General features: G+C 68.6%; 19 protein-coding genes. 9 read left to right on the top strand and 10 right to left on the bottom strand.

Annotated features, from left to right (window positions below; translation table 11 throughout):
• Positions 1-99 precede the first annotated feature (99 nt).
• Positions 100-816, bottom strand: a complete 717-nt coding sequence (locus RIN18_RS11345; protein WP_309104084.1) for a GntR family transcriptional regulator — start codon at positions 814-816, stop codon at positions 100-102.
• Between the two features lie 174 nt (positions 817-990).
• Here RIN18_RS11345 and RIN18_RS11340 point away from each other — a divergent pair, with 174 nt between their 5' ends.
• Positions 991-3,255, top strand: coding sequence for a hypothetical protein (locus tag RIN18_RS11340; protein WP_309104083.1), 2,265 nt, complete (start codon positions 991-993; stop codon positions 3,253-3,255).
• A gap of 53 nt (positions 3,256-3,308) precedes the next feature.
• Here the strand turns inward: RIN18_RS11340 and RIN18_RS11335 are convergent, their stop codons facing one another.
• The 7 genes from RIN18_RS11335 to RIN18_RS11305 form a co-directional block, all read right to left on the bottom strand.
• Entirely contained in the window at positions 3,309-4,214 is a 906-nt protein-coding gene (locus RIN18_RS11335) for a Gfo/Idh/MocA family oxidoreductase (protein ID WP_309104082.1), read from the bottom strand.
• A gap of 2 nt (positions 4,215-4,216) precedes the next feature.
• On the bottom strand, positions 4,217-5,224 hold the full coding sequence (locus tag RIN18_RS11330; RefSeq protein WP_309104081.1) for a hydroxyacid dehydrogenase: 1,008 nt from the start codon (positions 5,222-5,224) through the stop codon (positions 4,217-4,219).
• Positions 5,212-6,276 (bottom strand): dihydrodipicolinate synthase family protein, encoded by a 1,065-nt coding sequence (locus RIN18_RS11325; RefSeq protein WP_309104080.1) that lies wholly within the window; start codon positions 6,274-6,276, stop codon positions 5,212-5,214. Before RIN18_RS11325 ends, RIN18_RS11330 begins: the two co-directional genes overlap by 13 nt.
• Complete coding sequence (locus RIN18_RS11320; protein WP_309104079.1) at positions 6,276-7,319, bottom strand: epimerase; 1,044 nt, start codon at positions 7,317-7,319, stop codon at positions 6,276-6,278. The genes RIN18_RS11325 and RIN18_RS11320 overlap by 1 nt, the downstream gene beginning before the upstream one ends.
• 9 nt (positions 7,320-7,328) lie before the next feature.
• Positions 7,329-8,204 (bottom strand): carbohydrate ABC transporter permease, encoded by an 876-nt coding sequence (locus RIN18_RS11315; protein WP_309104078.1) that lies wholly within the window; start codon positions 8,202-8,204, stop codon positions 7,329-7,331.
• Positions 8,201-9,106: a sugar ABC transporter permease gene (locus RIN18_RS11310; protein ID WP_309104077.1), complete on the bottom strand. Its 906-nt coding sequence runs from the start codon at positions 9,104-9,106 to the stop codon at positions 8,201-8,203. The genes RIN18_RS11315 and RIN18_RS11310 overlap by 4 nt, the downstream gene beginning before the upstream one ends.
• A 152-nt stretch (positions 9,107-9,258) precedes the next feature.
• Positions 9,259-10,494 carry an extracellular solute-binding protein gene (locus RIN18_RS11305; protein ID WP_309104076.1) on the bottom strand — a complete coding sequence of 412 codons (1,236 nt, stop codon included), beginning with the start codon at positions 10,492-10,494 and terminating at the stop codon, positions 9,259-9,261.
• 445 nt (positions 10,495-10,939) lie between these two features.
• Between RIN18_RS11305 and RIN18_RS11300 the strand changes: the two genes are divergently transcribed.
• The 6 genes from RIN18_RS11300 to RIN18_RS11275 are packed head-to-tail and all read left to right on the top strand — an operon-like array spanning position 10,940 to position 16,788.
• Complete coding sequence (locus RIN18_RS11300) at positions 10,940-11,875, top strand: ROK family protein (protein ID WP_309104075.1); 936 nt, start codon at positions 10,940-10,942, stop codon at positions 11,873-11,875.
• On the top strand, positions 11,872-12,909 hold the full coding sequence (locus RIN18_RS11295) for a Gfo/Idh/MocA family oxidoreductase (protein WP_309104074.1): 1,038 nt from the start codon (positions 11,872-11,874) through the stop codon (positions 12,907-12,909). Before RIN18_RS11300 ends, RIN18_RS11295 begins: the two co-directional genes overlap by 4 nt.
• Entirely contained in the window at positions 12,906-13,925 is a 1,020-nt protein-coding gene (locus RIN18_RS11290; RefSeq protein ID WP_309104073.1) for a Gfo/Idh/MocA family oxidoreductase, read from the top strand. Before RIN18_RS11295 ends, RIN18_RS11290 begins: the two co-directional genes overlap by 4 nt.
• Positions 13,926-13,955: 30 nt before the next feature.
• On the top strand, positions 13,956-15,218 hold the full coding sequence (locus RIN18_RS11285; protein WP_309104072.1) for an aminotransferase class III-fold pyridoxal phosphate-dependent enzyme: 1,263 nt from the start codon (positions 13,956-13,958) through the stop codon (positions 15,216-15,218).
• Positions 15,215-15,964, top strand: coding sequence for an amidohydrolase family protein (locus RIN18_RS11280; RefSeq protein WP_309104071.1), 750 nt, complete (start codon positions 15,215-15,217; stop codon positions 15,962-15,964). Before RIN18_RS11285 ends, RIN18_RS11280 begins: the two co-directional genes overlap by 4 nt.
• Positions 15,961-16,788 carry a hypothetical protein gene (locus RIN18_RS11275; protein ID WP_309104070.1) on the top strand — a complete coding sequence of 276 codons (828 nt, stop codon included), beginning with the start codon at positions 15,961-15,963 and terminating at the stop codon, positions 16,786-16,788. Before RIN18_RS11280 ends, RIN18_RS11275 begins: the two co-directional genes overlap by 4 nt.
• 67 nt (positions 16,789-16,855) lie before the next feature.
• Here RIN18_RS11275 and RIN18_RS11270 read toward each other — a convergent pair whose 3' ends face one another.
• Both RIN18_RS11270 and RIN18_RS11265 read right to left on the bottom strand, forming a co-directional pair.
• The gene (locus tag RIN18_RS11270; protein WP_309104069.1) at positions 16,856-17,320 is read right to left on the bottom strand and encodes an anthrone oxygenase family protein; all 465 of its coding nucleotides are present in this window, start codon (positions 17,318-17,320) and stop codon (positions 16,856-16,858) included.
• Complete coding sequence (locus RIN18_RS11265; RefSeq protein ID WP_309104068.1) at positions 17,317-18,198, bottom strand: NmrA family NAD(P)-binding protein; 882 nt, start codon at positions 18,196-18,198, stop codon at positions 17,317-17,319. Before RIN18_RS11265 ends, RIN18_RS11270 begins: the two co-directional genes overlap by 4 nt.
• 80 nt (positions 18,199-18,278) lie before the next feature.
• Here RIN18_RS11265 and RIN18_RS11260 point away from each other — a divergent pair, with 80 nt between their 5' ends.
• Both RIN18_RS11260 and RIN18_RS11255 read left to right on the top strand, forming a co-directional pair.
• Positions 18,279-19,229 (top strand): AraC family transcriptional regulator, encoded by a 951-nt coding sequence (locus tag RIN18_RS11260; protein WP_309104067.1) that lies wholly within the window; start codon positions 18,279-18,281, stop codon positions 19,227-19,229.
• A 78-nt stretch (positions 19,230-19,307) separates the two neighbouring features.
• A complete protein-coding gene (locus tag RIN18_RS11255) occupies positions 19,308-20,507 on the top strand; it encodes an FAD-dependent oxidoreductase (RefSeq protein ID WP_309104066.1) in 1,200 nt (399 codons plus the stop codon).
• The last annotated feature ends 132 nt before the right edge of the window (positions 20,508-20,639 follow it).

Below are 20,639 nucleotides of genomic sequence, written 5' to 3'. Positions count from 1 at the left end.
AGGCGTGCGACCGGCCCTGTCCGCGTGTGCGGCTGCGCGTCGCTCGTCAGCGTCCCGCTCAGATCATCGATACGGCTGCCGCTGACCACAGGAGGCGGGTCACCCATCGACGGTGTCGGGCGCGGCGGAGTGGTCGACTCGCAGGGAGTACAGGTCGCCGCGATACGTCGAATCCGTGACTTCGACCACGCGACTCTCGTCGTCGCTTGCGATGCCTCGCACACTCAGGCATGGCACGCCAGTGCCCAGACGCAGACCCTCCCGATCCTCGGCCTCCGGCAGGACGGCCGAGATGGTGGACGACGCTCGTTGCACCGCGACTCCGTACTGTTCGCGCAGCAGCGCGTACAGCGATCCGGTGAGGTCGTGTCCGAGCAGTCCCGGGAACCGCTCGGCCGCCAGTAGAGTCCGATCTATGCCGACCGGAGTGTCGTCGCCGAAGCGCAGTCGACGGATCCGGTACACCTGCTCATCGGCGGCGATCCCGAGCAGATCGGCGGCTCCTGCGCCTGCCGCCTCCATCGACATCCCGAGCACCTCCGCGCGAGGGATCCGGCCAGTCGCCTGCATCGTGTCAGTGAACGAACCCAATGTCATGCTTCGTCGAATCGCCCTGGGGGCGACGAACGTGCCACGACCGCGTACGCCGACGATGCGCTTGGCGTCGAGCAATATCGTCAGCGCGCGCCGCACGGTCATCGGCGAAGCGCTGAATTCTCGTGCGAGCTCCTCCTCGCTCGGAAGCGCATCGCCCGGCTGCATCGCGTCCACGCGCCGTGAGAGATCGCGAAGAATCTGGAGGTATTTTGCCGTCATCGTGCTCCGGAGCCTACCGCCCGACGCCGTCACTCACTGTGACACCCCATCTGTGCCGTCGACGCCGAGAACGAGCACCGTTGACCGCCTCCACCATGGGTGTTACCGTAGCACGCAACCCTAGGGTTGAATTGATTGCCCTAACATTGCGCAACCAGGACGAAGGAGTCCCCGGTGATCAGACGACGAACCCCCGCCATCGCACTATCGGCCCTGACCGCGCTGCTCTGCGCGTTGGGCGCTTGGGCGGTCGGCCCTGCCGCCGTCGCATCCACCCCCGCCGATCCCGTAGCCGACCTCGGCGAACCCGTGCACAAGGTGCAGACGCTGGCCTCCGGCATCGGCAGCGCACCCGATGGGACGCCACTCAGCTACTTCGTCGGCGCCGGCAACGAGAACGTCAACGCTGAGTTCACCGCCGTCGACCTGCGCACGAACGAGGCGGTCTTCCAGACTCGAGTCCCGCACGGCAGGGAGAGCCAGCGAACCTTCGCTCAATCCCCGAACGATGGCACCGTGTACTTCGGCACGTCGGACATCGGCCACCTCTATCGATACGCACCCGGCAGCACCACGCTCGACTACCTCGGCGCGGTACCCGACGGCGAGCGGATATGGTCGATGGCCGTCGACGCCGACGACACGGTCTGGTTCGGCACATACCCGACGGGCAGTCTGTATTCCCTCCATCCGGAGACGGCTGCTCTCACCGACCACGGCCAGGCCCTCCCTGGCGAGCAATACATCGGCTCGATCGCCCCGTACGGCGACACGGTCTTCGTCGGCACCCAGCCGAACGGCAAGCTCGCCTCGTTCGATCGCGCTTCGGGGACCTTCACCGAGATCGCGATGCCCGCCAGCCACACCGGGACGATCGTGACCGCCCTCGACATCCGAGAGTCACTGCTGTTCGTCAGCTCCACGAACATGTACGTCCGCGACCTCGCGACCGGCGAGTGGAAGGACGAGATCACCGCGGCGAACCCGCGCGTCTCCCCGATCGACCCGAACGACTCCGACGCCGTTTACCTTCGTCAGGGGAACGAGATCAAGAAGTACTCAATGTCGACAGGTGTCCTCACCGGAACCGGGAAGCGTCCGAACGCCACCCCGGAATCGTGGGGATGGGTCGACTACGACGGCACCGGCCCGTTCCTGAGCCTCACGTACTGGAACGAGGGACGTACCTACGGGTGGAATCTGCAGACCGGCAAGGGCTTCTACGCGGTTCCTCCTCTGATGGGTGCGGGCGCACCACTGACCAGCCTCGGCGCCGATTCCGCCGGCGACATCTACGCCGGCGCATTCCTCAGCCCTCCCGGAATGAGCAGGTACAACCCGGACACCGGCGAATTCCAGCTGTTGACGGGAACGAGCCAGGTCGAGGGGTACGGCACTTTCGGAGAGCGGCTCGTGTTCGGCCGCTATCCGCAAGGCTCGCTCTACCTCTACGACCCTTCGGCTCCGTGGGGCTCGGGCAACCCCGGGACCCCGCTCGTGATCGGAGACGAGCAGAGCCGGCCGCAGGCTTTCGTCGAACTCAAGTCGGCTCCCGGAACCGTGGCGGTCGCGTCGGTCCCCACCGGAGGACGTCACGGTGGGGCAATCACGCTGTGGCAGCCGGATGCCGGCACGCACGAGGTGCACCGGCATGTCATTCGCGACCAGACGCCTGTGTCCCTCGTCGAGCACTCGGGAGTGCTGTACGGCGGCACATCGATCGAGGGCGGATACGGCATCGATCCGGTGACGGACGAGGCAGTGCTGTTCGCCTGGGACCCGGTCACCGAAGAACTGCGCTGGTCCCTGACACCGGTCCCCGGCGCCAAGACCGTCTCCGGGCTCGCGCTCGATGAGAGCGGCCGCCTGTGGGGCATCGCCGATGGGCGAACAATCTTCGAGTTCGACCTCGAACGTGCCAAGACCGTCCGCACCATCAGCGTGGACATGGGCACGTCCATCGACCGCTACGGCGACGACCACCGGCTGCTGTTCGACAATGGTCGGCTGTTCGCGTCCCTGGCGCATCGGCTTGCGGTGGTGGACATCCAGACCGGCGAGGTCACTGCTCTCTACGGCCGTGGCAGCGGTCGCGATGACGGCGTCACCAGCGTCCACGAGCTGGCGCAGGATCGGCACGGCGACCTCTACGTGATCGGGTCGGGTACACACCTCGTCCGGTACGACCTGCCGGAAGACGTCATCGCTCCGGTTGTTACCGCGCGCACCGGTGCCTCTCCCGCCAAGAACGGCGCGGTGGTCTGGCTCGATGCGACTGACGACTCCGACGCCGATCCGCGGATCGACTACCGCCTGGACGGCGGCGAATGGCAGGAGTACACGGGCGAGAAGCTGCTCGTGACGCGGGGCTCGTCGCTCGAGTACCGGGCGATCGATGAGGCGTGGAACACATCGCCGGTGGAGCGGTACGATCGCTGATCCACACCGACTGGTGGCCGTGTCGCTCGCTAAGCGGCACGGCCTCCTGGTCTTCAACCGATGATGCGTCTTCGCGCCAGCTCCGTCGCCGCGATCGCGTTGCGGTAGACGGATGCGGTGCGCTCGGCCGCGACGGGCTCCTCTTCTTCGCGCGCGAGCTGCAGGATCGCATCGGCGGTGCCGTGATAGCCGAGACCCTCGGGGTCCTGCGGCAGCCGAACGTCGTGCACGCCGTCATCCGCGGTCACTCGCACCGCATAGCGGTCCGCGCCTCCGACACCCGAGACGGTGACGGAGACGGCCCTGCCTTCGACCTCCGCATGCACAGTCGCGACGAGCTCCGAGGCCGTATCGGCTGATCCCCGCGCGGCGGTGGCCGACAGCATCCGCGCCGTCGACCCTGGCAACAGCACGTCGAGCATCTCCCAAGCGTGGATGCCCAGATTCATCAGCGTCCCGCCGGCACCGTCCGGCGCGTCCTGCCACCGCCGCGCACCGACGAGGAAATCCGCGATGTCGTGCTGCACGTGGACGTCGATGGCGTGCACGGTGCGATCCGCCATGTCGTCCGCCAGGCGGACGAGCGATGGGGCGAAGCGCAGCACGGAAGTGGTGAAGCGCCGACCAGCGGGGAGATGATCCCAGATGTCGAGCCCGGCGGCGTCCGCCGCGACCGTCTTGTTGAAGAACACCGGGATGCCGGCGCTCGCGCACGCACGGGCGACCTCGGCGGCGCGGGGCGTTCTCGGTGTCGCGACGACCACGTCAGGGCCATCCTCGAGCAGGTCGTTCAGTCGGGTGCACACAGGGACGTCGAACCGTCTCGTGAATTCGTCGAGCCGTCGCGGATCATCCGCGTCCCACACCCCGGCGAGGCGCACGCCTCGGGTGCGGAGGTTTTCGGCATCCGTGAAGGGATGTGAGTGGGCCACGCCGGCGAAACCGACCCGCGCGGCCACGATCAGCCCATGACCGCGAGTCGCTCGCGAGTGACGGTGTGCTGCAGCGGCTGCCCGCCTGCGAACGCCGCGAGCTCGTCGGCGACGATCCGGCCCTGGCGCAGCCGGCCCTCATGCGTACCTGCGGCCCGGTGCGGAGTGAGCAGGACGCCGGGGACCGAGCGAAATGGACTGCCCGGTGCCAGCGGCTCCTCGTCGAACACGTCGATCGCGGCTGACAGGCGTCCGCTCTCGAGTTCAGTCAGCAGGGCGCTCTCATCGACGAGCCACGACCGGGCGGTGTTCACCAGCCCTGCGCCGTCCGGCATGAGTGCCAGCTGAGCAGCACCGATCAGGTGATGCGTTTCGGGAAGGGTCGGCGCGTGGAGCGCCGTAATCGAGGCCCGCGTCAGCGCCTCCTCGAGGGAGACCAACGGTGCCCCGAGTGCCTCCGCCTGCGCCGCGGTGAGCGTCGGATCCACGAGCATCGGCTGCGCACCCAGCGCCCGGATCAGCTCGAGGTACGACCGTCCCGTCCGCGACGCGCCGATCACCGCGATCGGAGCGCCGAAGATCTCGTGCTGCACTCCCGTCGGCTCCCACCATACCGAGGTGCGCCGCAGCGCGTCGTGCATCTGCGGGATCCGGTGCAGCAGCGCGAGGGTGAAGGCGAGCGACACCTCGGCGACCGCACGCGCCATCGCAGCCCCGGCTTGCGTGACGGCGACGCCGCGATCCCACAGGGCATCGGTGACGAGCGCACGGATGCTGGCGCCGGTGTGCGCCACGAGCTCCAAGGAGGGAAGCGCGGCGAGCAGCGGCGCGTCGATTGGAGGCGCGCCCCAGCTGGTGATCACCACCCGGACCGTGGAGAGGTCGGGCAACTCCGAGAGCTGGTCCAGGCGGACGAAGGTGCCTCCCAGCTGCTGCGACACCTCCGCCAGCCGCTTCCGATCCTCCGCGGAGAAGAACTCCTGCATCAGCGTCTCGGGCACGGCGGCGACGACCGTGGGCTCACTCACCGCAGCCATGCGTCCCGATGCTCCGCGATGAAGACGTCGTCGTGCAGTTCGGGGTAGGCCCGGCGGACGCGCTCGATCTCCTCCGCCTGCCCGGGCGAGAGCCCCTCGGCCGGGTCGAGGCACCACACCCCCTCGAGCAGCCCCTGCTGTCGCAGCACCTCGTGCACGCCGGCGATGACGCCGTGGAAGTCATTGCCGGGGTCGAAGACCGCCTGGTTCACGTCCACCATGTCGGCGGATGCCGCACCCAGCGCACGATAAGCCTCGAGGTCGCCCTCTGCCGCGCGGTGCGCTTGATCCAGCATCCGCACCGCCGCCCGGGTACCCACGGCCCACTGACCGAGCAGACCGCCGACGAAGCGCATCGTGCGCGGGCCTTCCGGTGAATCCACATGGAACTCAGCGAGCAGATCCGCGACGATCGCGTCGTCGTTGCCGGTGTACAGCGCGATGTCGTCGGCGCGTCCCGACTCGGCGACACCGCGCACGAGCTCCAGCGTGCGGTACCGGTCAAAGGGGGCGGATTTCACCGCCACGACCGAGGGGATCTGCGCGAACGCGCGCCAGAACGCCCGATCGAGTACGGGCCCGCCGATCGCCTCCTGCAGGTAGAACCCGATCACCGGCAGCACCTCGCCGACCGCACGCGCCCGATCCAGCAGCCGCGCCTCGTCGGCACCGGGCACCCGGGGGCTCACCAGCACCGCGTCGTAGCCGAGGTCGCGCGCGAGCTCCGCCTCGGCGACGGCCTGGGCTGTTCCTCCGGCGACGCCCGCCACCCACACCACGCTGTCATCCGCCCGCCCCTCGAGCTCTTCGGCGGCGAGCGCCAGCACCGGCTCGAACAGCGCGTGCTCCGGGTCACGGATCTCGAACTGGGTGGTGTGCACCCCGACGGCGATGCCCCCGGCACCGGCGTCGAGGTAATAGCGGGTGAGGGCTCGCTGGCGGCGTTCGTCGAGCGCACGGTCGGCGGTGAGGGCGAGCGGATGCGCCGGTATGGCCGCCCCGCGCGCCAGGGTCTGCGCGGCCGCCGGACGGAGAGCGGGGACAGCCGTCATCAGAACTTCCCGTCTCTGACGGCCCACTTCGTGGGCTTGCTGATGAGGGGCAGGCCGTCCCGCAGCCATGCCGCCTGCCACTGGATGAGCGTCTCCGCCGGCACGGATGGGTAGCCGAACAGCGCCATGCAGCGTCCGGCGTCGCTGAGCAGCGCCGTCGGCTTCGGCTCGCCGACGAGCGTCACCTCGCGATCCAGCAGCGTGCCGAACCGCCGGGCGATGGACTCCACGCTGAGCAGCTCCGGCCCGGTCAGGTTCACCGTGAACACCTCGGATGACGCGTGCACGAGGCTGCGGAGCACGACCTCGTTGGCATAGCCCTGCCACACCACGTTCACGTTCGACGTGGCGAGCGAGACCGGCTCACCGTCCTGCACGGATCGCCCGATGTCTGCGAGCACGCCGTAGCGGAGGTCGACCGCGTAGTTCAGCCGGATGAGCGAGACCTTCGTGCCACGCTCCTGCGCTCCGAACTCGAACACGCGCTCTCTGCCGAGGCACGACTGAGCGTACTCGCCGATCGGCGCCGGCGGGACGTCCTCCGAGGCTCCTCCTGACGAGGCGGGAAGGAACGGGTAGACGTTGCCCGTCGAGAGCACGGCGATGGTGCTGTCGCGGTAGCGGCGGGCGACGCGATCCGGAAGAGCGGCGTTGACCTCCCATGCCCAAGAGGCGTTGGTGGCTGCGCCGAACTTCGCGCCCACCATGAACACGACGTTCGCGGCATCCGGCAGCGACGAGAAATCGTCGTTCTCGATGAGGTCGAACGGCACGACGGTCACGTTCGCCGCCTTGAGCCGCTCGCGCACCGCGGCGTCCCCGAATCGGGAGACCGCGTACACGGCATCCGCCTGCCTGCCGGCGGCGTCCATCCCGCGCCGGGCGAGCATCGCGAGCGTGGGCCCCATCTTGCCGCCCGCTCCGAGGATCACGAGATCGCCGCCCCCCTTCACGAGATCCTCGACGAGCCCCGCACCGGGTGTCGCCAGTGCCTCTTCGAGTTCGGATTCCGAGCCGAATCCCTGCTGTGTCACGTTCTTCATTCCTTCCGATCAGCCCTTGATTCCGGTGCCGGTGACGCCCTCTTGCACATAGCGCTGCGCAACCAGGTAGGCCATGAAGATCGGGATGAGGGCCACAACCGATCCGGCGAGCATGACACTGAGCGGGACGTCCTGCTGCTGCAGCGAGGAGATGCCCACGGTGAGGGTGAACATCGCGTTCGATTTGGCGACGATGAGCGGCCAGAGGAAGTCGTTCCAGTGCCACAGGAAGACGAAGATGCCGAGCGTCGCGAGGACCGGCTTGCACAGTGGCAGCACGATGCGCAGGAAAATGCGGAACTCACTCGCGCCGTCGATGCGCGCGGCTTCGAACAGCTCGTCGGGCAGCTGCTGGATGAACTGGCGCATGAGGAACACGGCCTGAGCATTGGCGAGCGTTGGGACGATGAGCCCCCAGTACTCGTCGACGCCACCGAGGCCCGCTATGAGGAGGAAGGTCGGGATGAGCGTCACGTGGAACGGCACCATGACCATCGACAGGAAGGACCAGAAGATCACCTCCTTGCCGGCGAAGCGCTTCTTCGCGAAGGCGTATCCGGCGAGCGCCGACAAAAAGAGCACGACGACCACCGACACCAGCGAGTACACCAGGGTGTTGAACAGCCACACCAGGAGGTTCTGTCCCGCGAGCACCTGGGCGTACGAGTCGAACGAGATCCCGCCCCACGGCAGGAGGGATGCCGGGAAGTCGACGACCATGCCCGGCTTCAGGCTCAGCACGACCATTGCGTAGAACGGGAAGAAGCTGAAGATCGCCGCGACGCTCAGCCACAGCCAGCGCAGCACGATCCCGCCACCGGTGGGCTCCAGCGCCCGGAACGAACGGCGCGCGCTCCGCGCCTTCGACGATGTCACGGCGGTCATTTCTGTCTTCCGATCACAAGGCGTTGGATGAGGGCGACGATGAGGGTCATGACGAACAGGGCGACTCCGGCGGCGGCCGCATAGCCGTACTCGAAGTAGCGGAAGCCCTGGTCGTAGATGAGGTAGACGAGCGAGTAGCTCGCATTGGCCGGCCCGCCCTGGGTCATGACGTAGATGACATCGAACACCTGGAAAGCCGCCGTCGTCTCGATGACGGCGAGGAAGAAGACGGTGGGCTTCAGGTGCGGGAGGATGATCCAACGGAACCGCTGCCAGGCGTTCGCCCCGTCGACGAGCGCAGCCTCCTCGAGCTCGCGAGGGATGTCCTGCATGGCCGCGATCATGATCATCATCCCGTACCCGAACCGCGACCAGACGCCGACCACAACGATCGCCGGGACGACGAGAACGGTACTCGCAAGCCAGGAGCCACCGAGTCCGAGCGGCGTCATCAGCGCCGACCACGGTCCGCTGCTGGAGAAGATCCACACGAAGATCGCCCCGGCGAGCACCAGGGAGGTGATGACGGGGAGGAAGAAGATGGAGCGGAAGAACCGCGAGCCGCGGAACGCCCGCCGCACTCCCAGGGCCATGACCGTGGAGAGCACGAGCGACAGCGGCACGGCGAAGAGCGTATAGAGGACGGTGGTGCTCAACGCCCGCCAGAACAGCGGATCGCCCATCAGCCGCTGGAAGTGGTCGAGCCCGCGCCACGCGATCTCCCCGGAGATGTCGTAGTCGAAGAAGCTCAACGCGACACCCGCCAGTGTCGGCCCGAACCGGAAGGCGAGGAAGAGCAGGAAGGCGGGAAGCACGAAGAGGAAGGCGATGCGCGCCTCCCGGCGTGCGAGCAGCCTCGTGGTCACGCGTTGTCGGGGCGCCGTAGGAGTGGACGTCGTCATGGTCGGGTCCTCACTGTGCAGGCCGGATGCGGGTCGAGGCGATTACGGAACGGGCGATCGCGATGGGCTCGGGGGTGCGTGGCGCGGGCATCCTGGGGCGCGCCCGTGCTGCGCCGGGGGAGACGTGGGCACGCACCCCCGAGCCGGAGCGGCTAACGGAGCAGCGGCTCGGCCGCGGTCGCGGCGTCCTTCAGAGCGTCCTCCGGGGACTTCTGTCCGAGCAGGGCGGCCTGGATCTCTGGCGAGAGCACTCCCATGAGGGCGCGGGAGCTGCTCGCCAGCTCACCGACCGTCGTGTTCGGGACGTACTGCTCGACCTGCCCCAGCAGCGATTCGGCCGGGTAGATGGGGTCGGTGTCCAGCGCGGAGAAGAATCCGGAGGCCTCGAGGTAGGGCTTCACGACGTCAGCGCTCGTGACGTACTCCGCGAAAGCACCGGCGGCGTCCTTGTGCTGTGCGCTCTTGAGCATGGCGAGAGACCCCACCGTGCCGTATGCGATCGACTCCTCCGCCTCCAGCGGGGGAAGCACGACGACGTTCTCCTCGCCCCAGAACGGCTCGACCTCGATCACGGAGTTGGTCCAGGTGCATCCTGTCGTGCCCTGGGCGAGACCAGTCTGCTCGATCGCGACCGATGAGGTCAGCGGGTCGGGGTCGATCGCACCGGCCTCGGCGAGATCAGTGAGGAACGTCAGCGCCTCGACGCCCTCGTCGCCGTTGAACGCCAAGTCGCCCTCGTCGCTGTAGACCTCGCCGCCGGCCTGCCAGAGCAGGGGGTAGTAGGTCATGTTGAGCGTGTTCTCCGCGGTGGCGGGGTAGTGCAGGACATGCATGCCGGCCTCGGTGAACATCGGCGCGATGTCGACGATGTCGTCCCAGGTCGCGGGGAACTCCTTGACGCCGGCGGCGTCGAAGGCTGCCTGGTTGCAGATGAGGGTCATCGCGCTCGTCAGCACGGGAGCGCCCAGCATCCCGTCTGCCAGCGTCACCGATTCGGTGACGTTCTCGAGAATGCTCGATTTGTGCTCGTCACTGAGGTGGTCGTCCATCGGCTCGATCGAGTTCTGATAGGCCTCGAGCTGGTCCGGGACCAGGTAGACGAGATCCGGGCCCTTGTTCGCGGCGATCGCGGTCTGCAGGGCCTCGTCGCGGTTGGCCCACGGGAAGATCTCGTAATCGACCGTGATGCCTTCGTTCTCAGCTTCGAAGTCGGCGATCGCCTGATCCCAGAACTCCTTGTGCGCGGCTTCATCGGCGATAACGGGGTAGAGCCAGACGGTGACGTGCTGATCCCCGGATGCGGCTCCGCCGCCCCCTGTCGAACATCCGGCCACGAGGCCGATGGTGGCGAGTCCTGCGACCGCGCCGACGAACTTCTTCACACGCATGATGCTCCTTTGCTGAACCGTGCTGGGTCGAGTCATTATGACACCTCGGTGTGATAATCAGTCAAGCCCTTTTGTGTTACGTAAGAGTTACAGCCGAATTTCAGGGTGTTTCAACGTTGCGCAGCTAGTCAGAACGTTCACACACTGAGGTGTGCTAATTTTGTCGCACTCGCGACGATGGAGAAAGGAGGCGGGCTTGGCCCCTCAGACGTGGTCCGCTCAGCCACCGCCCTCCATTTCCGTCCGCTCCGCCGTGCACCTGCGGGACATCGGCGCGGCGACCGTGAACGACCTCGCTCAGACCCTTGCTCTTTCGCGTACCTCAGTCGAAAATGCGGTGTCATCGCTCGTTCGCAGAGGCCTCGTCGTCGAGGCCCCCGCCACCGGCGGCCGCGGCGCTGGCCGGCCCGCGCGACATTTCCAGTTCCACAGATCCGCCGGAGCGGTGGTTGGGGCGGACATCGGCGTCGCGAGCATCCGCGTCGTGATCGCCGATCTCGCGGGTGCCGTCATCGCCCAGCGGTTCTTCCCCGGGGTGGACCAGCAGGTCGGCGGCGCGGCAAAGCTGTCGGCCGTCATCGCGGACATCCGGGCGACCCTTGCCGATGCCGCGCTCCCCGCTACCCGTGTGCGCGCCATCGGGGTCGCCCTGCCCGGGATCGTGGATGACGCAGGACACGTCGTCACGTCGGTGATCATTCCCGAGTGGTCTGGTGTGGACATCGGATCCCAGCTGCATGCGGCCTTCGGCTGCCCCGTCGCGGTGGACAACGGCGTGCGACTCGCGGCTGTCGCCGAGCACCACCTCGGGGTGGCCCAGCTGGTCGACGACGTCCTCTACCTCTCCGTCGGGAACCGCATCTCCATGGGCCTGATCCTGGGTGGGCGCCCCCGCCGAGGCATGCACAACGTCGCCGGCGACATCGGCCGGCTGGCCTTCCGCGGTCTCAACGCTCAGACCGGCCAGATCCTGTGGCGCACGGCAGCCACCGCGCAGGAGGTCTTCGAGCAGGCGGCGACGGGCGACGCGGAGGCGCAGGACGAGCTCGACGCATTCGTCGACGAGGTCGCCCACGGCATCGCGATGCTCATCATGACCGTCGATCCGGCCATGGTCGTCATCGGGGGCGGCCTCTCGGCTGCGCACGAGCAGTTTCTCGATCCCCTGCGCCGGGCGATTCCGCAGCACATCAGGCTGCCGTTCGAGATTCCCGTCGTCGAGGCGCGACTCGGGGCCGACGCCGCTGCCCACGGCGCGCTCGTGCACGCATTCCGTCGACACTCGGGTGCGGTGCACGGCATCGATGGCATGCCGGTGCCGCTGATCACCCCGCGTGACGCTGCGACAACGAGCCGGACTCGGGCGAGGGAGACAGCATGAGCGACCTGCGAGTGGGACTCATCGGCGCCGGGGGTATCTCCGGCGTCCACGCCGACGCCTGGCGGGCTCTGGGCGTGATGGGGGTCGTCTTCTCACTGGACGGCGCGGAACGACTCGCCGCCGAATACGGGTTCACCGTAGCGTCCAGCGTCGACGACCTGCTCGACCGGGTCGACGTCGTGGACATCGTCACTCCCAGCGGTACGCACGCCGATCTCGTCCGCCGCGCCGTCGCACGGGGACGGCACGTCATCTGCGAAAAGCCGATCGCGCCCACCGTCAGCGAGGCCGCCGCACTCGTCCGCGAGGCGAAGCAGGCCGGGGTGCGGCTCTTTCCGGCGCACGTCGTGCGCTACTTCGGGGAGTACCAGCGCATCAAGCACAGCATCGACGCCGGTCAGATCGGCCGGATCGCGGTGCAGCGCTTCACCCGGATGGGCTCTGCGCCGCAGACCCCCTGGTTCTTCCGCGAGAGCACCGGCGGCGGGGTGATCCGCGACCTGATGATCCACGACATCGACCAGGCGCTCTGGTTCGCCGGTCCCGCGACAAGCGTCTACGCCGTGCAGAACCCCGCGACCGTCGATGACGTCGTGCCCGCCCCTGTCACGGCCCAGGTTGTGCTCACGCATCAGAGCGGTGTCCTCAGCCACCTCCAGGCCAGCTGGGGCGTGCCCGGAATGCCGTTCCGCACCAGCGTCGAGGTGTCCGGATCCCGCGGCCGGCTGCGCTACGACAGCGCTGAGGACCACTCGCTCCGGGCGGACGCCGTGCTCGGCTCGGAGAGCACCGACTACCTTCCGCCGATGTCGCCCGAGGAGAGCCCGTACTTCGCCGAGCTGGCGGATTTCCTGGCATGCCTGCGCACCGGCGCCCAAGCCGCGGTCCTGCCCGAGGACGGGGTGGCCGCGGTGGCAGTCGCGGAGGCCGCGTACGCGTCGCTCGCCGCCGGCGCAGCGGTCTCCCTTCGGTCTGCCGGAGACCGCATCTCCGTCGCACACCCCCGAACCGACATCCTGGAGAGCGCCCGATGACCACGCCGCTGCGTATTGCCATCCTGTCGTTCGCGCACACCCACGCGCTGAGCTACGTCAACGCTCTGCGCGCGATGCCGGGCGTGGAGCTTGTCGCGAGCGACCCGGACGGCGCCTCCGCCTCGGATGACGCGCCGCGCGGCGCCGCCCTCGCCGCCGAGCTGGGCGTGCCCTACGTCGAAACCTACGTCGAGGCGTTCGCCTGGAGACCGGATGCGGTGATCATCACGGCGGAGAACGCTCGTCATCGCGACCTGGTTCTCCGGGCTGCCGACGCCGGCGCCCACGTGCTCTGCGAGAAGCCACTCGCCACCAGCGTCGCCGACGCGCGGGAGATGCGCGACGCCTGCGCGCGTGCCGGCGTCACCCTCATGGTCGCATATCCGGTGCGCTTCTCCCCCGTTTTCCGGGACGCGCGCGCGCAGCTGCGCAGCGGGCGGCTCGGCAGGATCCTCGGCGTGTCGGCGATCAACAACGGCAAGCTCCCCGAGGACCGCGACTGGTTCACCGATCGCGCGCTGTCCGGCGGCGGCGCCCTCGTCGACCACGTCGTGCACTGCGCGGATCTGCTCGACGATCTGCTCGGCGAGCGACCGGCCACCGTGCGGGCAGTGTCGAACAGCATCCTGCACGACGAGCGTGAGCTGAGCGTCGAAACCGGCGGGCTCGTCACCCTCGGCTACCCCAGCGGCGTCATCGCGACGATCGACTGCTCCTGGAGCTGGCCGATGACTTCGCCCACCTGGGGCGGAGTGACGCTGCAGATCGTCGCGGAACGCGGCACGATCACCGTCAGCCCGTTCGCCAAGGGCGTGGCCGGTCATGACGTCGAGGGAGAGACCTGGTCGCCGGTCGGCGCCGATCTCGACGACCTGCTGCTGGCGGAGTTCGTCGCCGCCGTCCGCGAACGGCGTCCCGCGCAGCCGGACGCCGGAGTGGGCATCCGCACGGTGGAGATCGTCACTGCCGCACAGCGATCGGCGTCCCGCGGAGGCGCCGTCGTCGAGCTGACCTGACAGACAACGAGCGAGCGAAGGAGCAGGACGATGAGGACCCGAGCCGCGACACCCGACGAGAGCGAACTCCCGGTTGAAGCATCCAGCGGGCCGAGCTGGCGCAAGCGCGCCCTGGCGGTGATGCCGGTGGGCTCGAGCACGAACTCAAAGGCGCCCGCGCTGCTGCCGGACGAGCCGGAGGTCATCGTCCGCGGTCGTGGATGCCGGGTGTGGGACGATCGCGGACGCGAGTTCATCGACTACCGCAACGCGCTCGGGCCGATCACGCTCGGCTACGCCGACCCGAGGGTGGATGCCGCGATCACGAAGCAGCTCGCGGACGGCATCCTGTTCGGGCATCCGCACCCGCTGGAGACGACCACCGCAGAGCTGTTCTGCGCGCTCGTCCCGGGGGCCGAGGCCGCCCGCTTCCTCAAGACCGGCGGTGAGGCGCTCGCGGCCGTGATCCGCATCGCCCGGGCATTCACCGGGCGCGACCGGGTGGTGCAGATCGGCTATAACGGCTGGCTGAACTCCCTCGCCGACGGCGCACGCGTGCTGCCGGGCACAGTTTCCGCGTCCGTTTCCGGCGTCCCCGCCGCTCTCGCCGCGCTGCATCATCAGGTCGACTGGGAGGATCGTGATCGGCTGCGAGCGCTCTTCGCCGAGCGCGGCGGCGATATCGCACTGGTGCTCGTGGCGGCCGACTACACCGCACTGCCCGACGTCGTGGACTTCTACCGGTTCCTCCGTGACCTCGCCGCCGAGCACGGTGCCCTGCTCGCCTATGACGAGATGGTCACCGGCTTCCGTGTGGCGATGGGCGGCATGGCCGAGGCGACCGGCGTGCACCCCGACCTGTCGGTGTTCGGCAAGGGCGTCGCGAACGGCATGCCCTTGGCCGTGTACTGCGGCCGGCGTGACGTGCTGGGCGTGCTCGACCGCGGCGAGGTCGTCGTCTCGTCGACGTACGGCGGCGAGACGCTGTCGCTCGCCGCCGCGACCGCCACGATGACCGCGCTCCGCGATGACGGGGTGTTGCCGCGCCTGCGTGAGTCCGGCACGCGGCTGCGCGATGGCCTGAACGCCGTTTTCACCGCTGCGGGCCTGGACATCCGCGCGCAGGGTCACCCCGCCTGCCCGCAGTTCGTCGCCCAGGACGAGCAGATGCTGCGGGCGTTCCTGCGTGCGGCGTTCCGGCACGGGCTGTCGTTCTACCGGGTCGTGTATGTCAACGCCGCGCACACGGATGCCGACATCGAAGAGACTCTGCGACGGGCGGCAGCCGCTGCCGCGGAGGTGCCCGGGGCATGACCGGCATCGACGCGCACACCCACCTCGATCAGGGACGCTTCGATCCCGAAATCCTCACGCTCGGCGAGCGGCTGGGGATCGACCTGTTCCTGTGCAGCAACATCGGCGCTTTCCAACCGCATCCCGGTGTCGAAGAGGTGCGCGAGATGAACCGCGTGCTCGTGTCGGAGCTGCGACGCCACCCCAAGCATCTGCGCGGCTACTGCTACGTCAATCCGCGCTACGGACGCGCCAGCCTCGAGGATCTGCGGCGGAATGTCGAGGAATACGGCATGATCGGCATCAAGCTGTGGATTGCCACCCTTGCGGACGATCCCCTGTCCGACCCGATACTGGAGTACGCCGCCGAGCGCCGGCTGATCGTCCTCGCCCACGCGTGGCGGAAGACGGTCGGGCGGTTCCCTTATGAGTCGACGGCCGCGCACATCGCGGCGGCGGCGCGACGGCACCCGGAGGTGCGGTTCATCATGGCGCATCTGGGCGGGCAGGCCGAATCCGCGATCAACACGGTGCGCGACGTGCCGAACGTCGCTGTCGACACTTCAGGCACGATCATCGGAGCCAGCGAGGTCGCTCTCGCCGTGGATCGCCTCGGTTCGTCGCGGGTGGTGTTCGGCTCCGATCTGCATCACATCGACCTGGCGGCGAACGTGGGCAAGGTGCTCGGGGCAGGACTGAACCCCGAAGCCTCGACCCGCGTGTTCGGCGGCACGGTCGCCGGCTGGCTCAGCGAGGTCGCGGCATGACGGACCGGTCGCGCACGATGCTCATGGAGGAGTTCCCCGTCCTCGGCGCGGTGGACACCACGTGCCACCTCGGCCAGTGGCCCTTCCGGCTTCCGGCTTCCGCTGCCGTCGACGACCTGAGGGACTACGCGCGGTGGTACGGGTTACGGTCCCTCTGGGTGTCGCACCTCGCCTCCCTGTTCGGCTTCGACACCCGCACCGGGAACGAGGCCGTCTTCGCGGCATGCGGCGACGACCCGCTGTTCCGCGTCTTCGCCGTCATCGATCCGCGGCAGAGCGACTGGCGACAGGAGCTCGCGTGGGCCGCGCTCTCGGGAGCGGCGGGAATCCGCGTCGCTCCTGGCTACCACCGCTATCCGGTCTCCCTGCTCACCCAGGTCGTGGACGCCTGCGCTGAGCTCGAGCTCCCGCTTCAGCTGCTCACGCGGCTCGACGACGCCCGCGTGCGACATCCGCTGTCGCCCGCGGAGGATCTCGAGCCGCATCACCTCGCCGACCTGATTCGGGCGCGCCCGGCGCATCCGATGCTTCTCAGCGGGCTCAACCACGCCGATTGGCAGGAAGTTTCTCGGCATCTCGGCGACGATGCGCCCTCCGCCGTGCGGCTCGATCTCTGGCACGTCAACGGCCCGACTCACGTCGCCGACGGGCTCGCACGCGACCCTGGGCGATGGGTGTTCGGCAGCGGGTACCCCGTGCAGACGCCCGAGGCGACCATGCTGCAGCTCGCGGCCTCCGCTCTGTCCGGCGATGTGCGCGGAAAGGTATGCAGCGGCAATGCGGTGGCGATGCTCGCCGGCACCGCAACATCACTCGGAACCTGACCGGGCCGGTTCGCTGTCGCAACCCGACCCCTCGACGGGCTGGTACGCATCGCGGCGAGCGTCCCGCTCAGATCAGCGACACGGCTGCCGCCGCTCCCGCGGCGATCGACAGCGCGCAGCGCACGGCGTTGGCGCGCGCCCACACCCGCGAGAACTCCGTCCAGATCGTCTCCTGGCCCCGCTCGCGCTCGAGCCGGTCATTCCAAGGGATGTTCACCGTCACGCTGACGACGAAGGCGAGCAGACTCGCCGCGATCGCCCCGATGACCCACGGCGCCGCGGCGGTCGCGGCGCCACCGGTCACGAGGAGAATCCCGGCGACGATCGCCGCGACCGGGGCACCGAGGAAGGGCACCATGAAGATCGACCGCGGTGCACGCACGTTGACGTCGCGCATCACGGTCGCGGCTGCGTGCGGATCACGGGCGCCCCGCAGTGCCGGGATGACCATCGTGGTGAATGCCAGGAACACTCCGCCGTTGATGAAGCTGAGCGCCTGCAGGATGAGGACGGTGGTCACGAGAGCGGTCATGTCAGATCGCCCCCCGGGGTCCAGGTGCCCGCTGCGGCGTGAGCGCGGGCGAAGTCGGCGAACCGGCGCGGCTCCCGGCCGAGTGCACGCTGCACGCCGTCGGCGAGAGACTCGTTGCGCCCGTCGAGCACGACGCGGAAGAGGTAGTCGAGCAACCACACGACGGGCTCGGGCACACCCTCGGCGCGCGCGGCGGTGGCGTACTCCTCACGCGAGATCGGCACGTATGAGATCCGCCGCCCGAGCGCCGACGAGAGCTGCTCGGCGATCTGGTCGAATGTGAGCAGTTCCGGACCGGTGACTTCGTAGACCTCGCCGGCGTGGCGGTTGTCGAGCAGGGTCGCCGCGGCGACGGCGGCGATGTCGTCGGCGTCGATGAACGGCTCGGCGGCGCTGACGGCCGGCAAGTACAGCGTGCCCTCGAGGATCGGATCGCGCAGGTAGCTCTCACTGAAGTTCTGGAAGAACCATGATGCCCGCACGACCGACCACGACAGGCTCGAGCGCTGCAGCGCCTCTTCGGCATCCTGCGCTTCCGGTTCGCCGCGCCCCGAGAGCAGTGTCGCGTGTTCGATACCGGCGCCCTCGAGCCGGGTGAGGAGTTCGGCGATGTCGTCACCAGAACCGGGCACGGCGAGGTCGGGCGAGTATGCGATGTAGGCGGCGCGCGATCCGGAGATGGCCGCGTCCCACGTCGAGCGGTCCGCCCAGTCGAAGGGCAGCGACGTGCTGCGACCGACGGGGCGAACGGCGACGCCCTCGGCACGGAGGTGCTCGACGAGGCGGCGCCCGGTCTTGCCGGTGCCGCCGAGGACGACGGTCGGGCGAGCGGATGCCGAGGAGACGGCCGGAGTGTGGAGGGTGTCTGTCGTGGTCATGAGTCCATCCAACGAGGGGACGACGTGACGCGGAATGGGTGATGATCGCAATAACATGCGCGAACGTCTACGGTGACGCTATGGATGGCATGACGGCGATTCTTGACTCCGCGCGAGCCAACGGCGCGTTCGTGCTGCGTTCGATGCTCGCCCCGCCCTGGGCGATGCGGATCGAGGATGATGCGCCGCTCACCCTCCTCGCCCCCACTCGCGGCGACGCATGGATCGTTCTCGATGACCGCCCACCGGTGCGCCTGCAACCCGGAGACGTCGCTCTCGTGCGGGGGCCCGATCTGCGGTACACGGTCGCCGATCCCCCCTCGACGCCGCCGCAAGTCAGGATCGATCGCTTGCAGCAGCCGCATCCGGTCGGCGATGACGTCATGGCGATGTTCGGGGAACGCTCGTGGGGCAATGACGCCGCGGGCGCGACCGTGTTGTTCAGCGGCACCTATCAGGTGCGCGGCGAAGTGAGCGACTCGCTGCTTCGCGTGCTGCCGCCCCTCGCCGTCGTCGAACGCTGCACCGCCACCCAGCACCTGATGCAGATGCTCGAAGCCGAGATCGAGGGCACGGATGCCGGGCAGGACACGGTCCTCGATCGCCTGCTCGATCTGCTGCTCATCGCGACATTGCGGACGTGGTTCAGCCGGAGCGACCGCGCCCCGGGGTGGTTCAGCGCGTACGGCGACCCGATCGTGGGAGCTGCTCTCCGCTTGATGCACGGCGACCCCGCGCACCCGTGGACCCTCGCGGAACTGGCACGCCGGTCGGGCACGTCACGAGCCGCGCTCGCCCGGCGATTCACCGATCTGGTGGGGCAACCGCCCATGACGTACCTGACCGACTGGCGCCTCAAGCTCACCGCCGACCTGCTGCGTGACGGCGACCTCACCGTCGGCGCGATCGCCGCGCGTGTCGGATACAGCACACCCTTCGCGTTGAGCGCGGCGTTCCGGCGCGAGCGCGGCATCAGTCCGCGGGACTACCGCAGGCGAATGCGTGCTGCATCCGGCGATGCCTCGGGGTGACCCGCGCCGTTCCGACTCCCGGGACCGCAGGTGTCAACCCCGTGTCCGGGTGACCGGATGCCACCTATCGTCAGCGCAATGAGCAACGCAGACGCGGCAGACGCGACCCGTACGCACCGCATCCTCGTGATCGGCGGAGGAAACGCCGGACTCTCGGTCGCCGGCAGGCTCCGCCGTGCCGGCATCACCGACATCGCGGTGATCGATCCGAACGAGACGCACTACTACAAGCCGCTGTTCTCGCATGTCGCGGGTGGGACGGCCCGCGCGAGTGAGGCTCGGCGCCCGCAGCGCGATGTGATGCCGAAGGGTGTCGAGTGGATTCAGGACACCGTGATCAAAGTCGACCCGAAGGCGCACGAGGTGAAGCTGGCAGCCGGCGGCACGGTCGGCTACGAGCAGCTCGTCGTATGCCCCGGCATCCAGAACCGATGGGACGGCATTCCGGGCCTCGCCGATGCGATCCGCACGCCGGCGGTCGCGTCGAACTACGAGTTCGACCTCGCGATCAAGGCCTCGGCGCTGCTGCGCGAGGTGCGAGAAGGAACGGTCGTGTTCGTGCAGGCGCAGGGCCCGGCGTCGTGCGCGGGCGCCGCGCAGAAGCCGATGTATCAGGCGTGCGCGTACTGGCGGGCGAAGGGTGTGCTCGACGACATCCGGGTTGTGATGCTGGTGCCGGATCCCACGATCTTCGGCATCCCCGAGATCGACGCAGAGCTCGAGCGCAAGATCGCCGAGTACGGCGTCGAACTGCACACCGAGGCGGAACTCGTCTCGGTCGACGGCAACCTCCGCACGGTGACCTACGGCGCCGACCGGGAGCAGATCACTTACGACGTGCTGCTCGTCGAGCCGCCGCAGTCCGCGCCGTCGTGGATCGCCGACAGCGGCCTCGCTCAGGCGGCGAGCGGATTCGCCGATGTCGATGTGCGCACGCTCCGGTCTCCGATGCACCCCGACGTGTGGGCGCTCGGTGACGCGGCTGCGACGACGAACTCGAAGTCGGGTGGCGCGCTGCGCAAGCAGGTCAAGGTGCTCGTCGAGAACCTCCTCGCCGTGCTGGACGGGCGTGAACCCACCGCCCGCTACGACGGATACGGCGTCTGCCCGTTCACCGTCTCGCGCTCGACCGCCGTCTTCGCCGAGTTCGACGACGCCCGGCGCATGGCCCCGACGCTCTGGCGCACCTCGTACCGCGAGAGTCGCCGCAACTGGTTCATCGACAGGTGGATGTTCCCGCAGGTGTACTGGCACGGGATCCTGCAGGGGCGCGCCTGACGGGGGCGGGCACGCCGGCGTGACATCCCTTACGCGCGAGACACCACGTTTGGCCTGAGACACCACCTTTCGCCTGAGACACCACGCGACGTGGGGTGTCTCACGCAGCATCCGTTGTCTCACGCGGCATCC

The organism is Microbacterium sp. (assembly GCF_031179285.1).
GTDB lineage: Bacteria > Actinomycetota > Actinomycetes > Actinomycetales > Microbacteriaceae > Microbacterium.
Note: the sequence above shows the minus strand (reverse complement) of the source record. Positions and strands in the feature narration are given on the sequence as shown.

Coding starts and splice junctions, on each gene's coding strand:
- RIN18_RS11345 (WP_309104084.1), bottom strand. CDS start 816: ATGACGGCAAAATACCTCCAGATTCTTCGCGATCTCTCACGGCGCGTG.
- RIN18_RS11330 (WP_309104081.1), bottom strand. CDS start 5,224: ATGGCTGCGGTGAGTGAGCCCACGGTCGTCGCCGCCGTGCCCGAGACG.
- RIN18_RS11325 (WP_309104080.1), bottom strand. CDS start 6,276: ATGACGGCTGTCCCCGCTCTCCGTCCGGCGGCCGCGCAGACCCTGGCG.
- RIN18_RS11320 (WP_309104079.1), bottom strand. CDS start 7,319: ATGAAGAACGTGACACAGCAGGGATTCGGCTCGGAATCCGAACTCGAA.
- RIN18_RS11315 (WP_309104078.1), bottom strand. CDS start 8,204: ATGACCGCCGTGACATCGTCGAAGGCGCGGAGCGCGCGCCGTTCGTTC.
- RIN18_RS11310 (WP_309104077.1), bottom strand. CDS start 9,106: ATGACGACGTCCACTCCTACGGCGCCCCGACAACGCGTGACCACGAGG.
- RIN18_RS11305 (WP_309104076.1), bottom strand. CDS start 10,494: ATGCGTGTGAAGAAGTTCGTCGGCGCGGTCGCAGGACTCGCCACCATC.
- RIN18_RS11295 (WP_309104074.1), top strand. CDS start 11,872: ATGAGCGACCTGCGAGTGGGACTCATCGGCGCCGGGGGTATCTCCGGC.
- RIN18_RS11290 (WP_309104073.1), top strand. CDS start 12,906: ATGACCACGCCGCTGCGTATTGCCATCCTGTCGTTCGCGCACACCCAC.
- RIN18_RS11285 (WP_309104072.1), top strand. CDS start 13,956: ATGAGGACCCGAGCCGCGACACCCGACGAGAGCGAACTCCCGGTTGAA.
- RIN18_RS11280 (WP_309104071.1), top strand. CDS start 15,215: ATGACCGGCATCGACGCGCACACCCACCTCGATCAGGGACGCTTCGAT.
- RIN18_RS11275 (WP_309104070.1), top strand. CDS start 15,961: ATGACGGACCGGTCGCGCACGATGCTCATGGAGGAGTTCCCCGTCCTC.
- RIN18_RS11270 (WP_309104069.1), bottom strand. CDS start 17,320: ATGACCGCTCTCGTGACCACCGTCCTCATCCTGCAGGCGCTCAGCTTC.
- RIN18_RS11265 (WP_309104068.1), bottom strand. CDS start 18,198: ATGACCACGACAGACACCCTCCACACTCCGGCCGTCTCCTCGGCATCC.
- RIN18_RS11260 (WP_309104067.1), top strand. CDS start 18,279: ATGGATGGCATGACGGCGATTCTTGACTCCGCGCGAGCCAACGGCGCG.
- RIN18_RS11255 (WP_309104066.1), top strand. CDS start 19,308: ATGAGCAACGCAGACGCGGCAGACGCGACCCGTACGCACCGCATCCTC.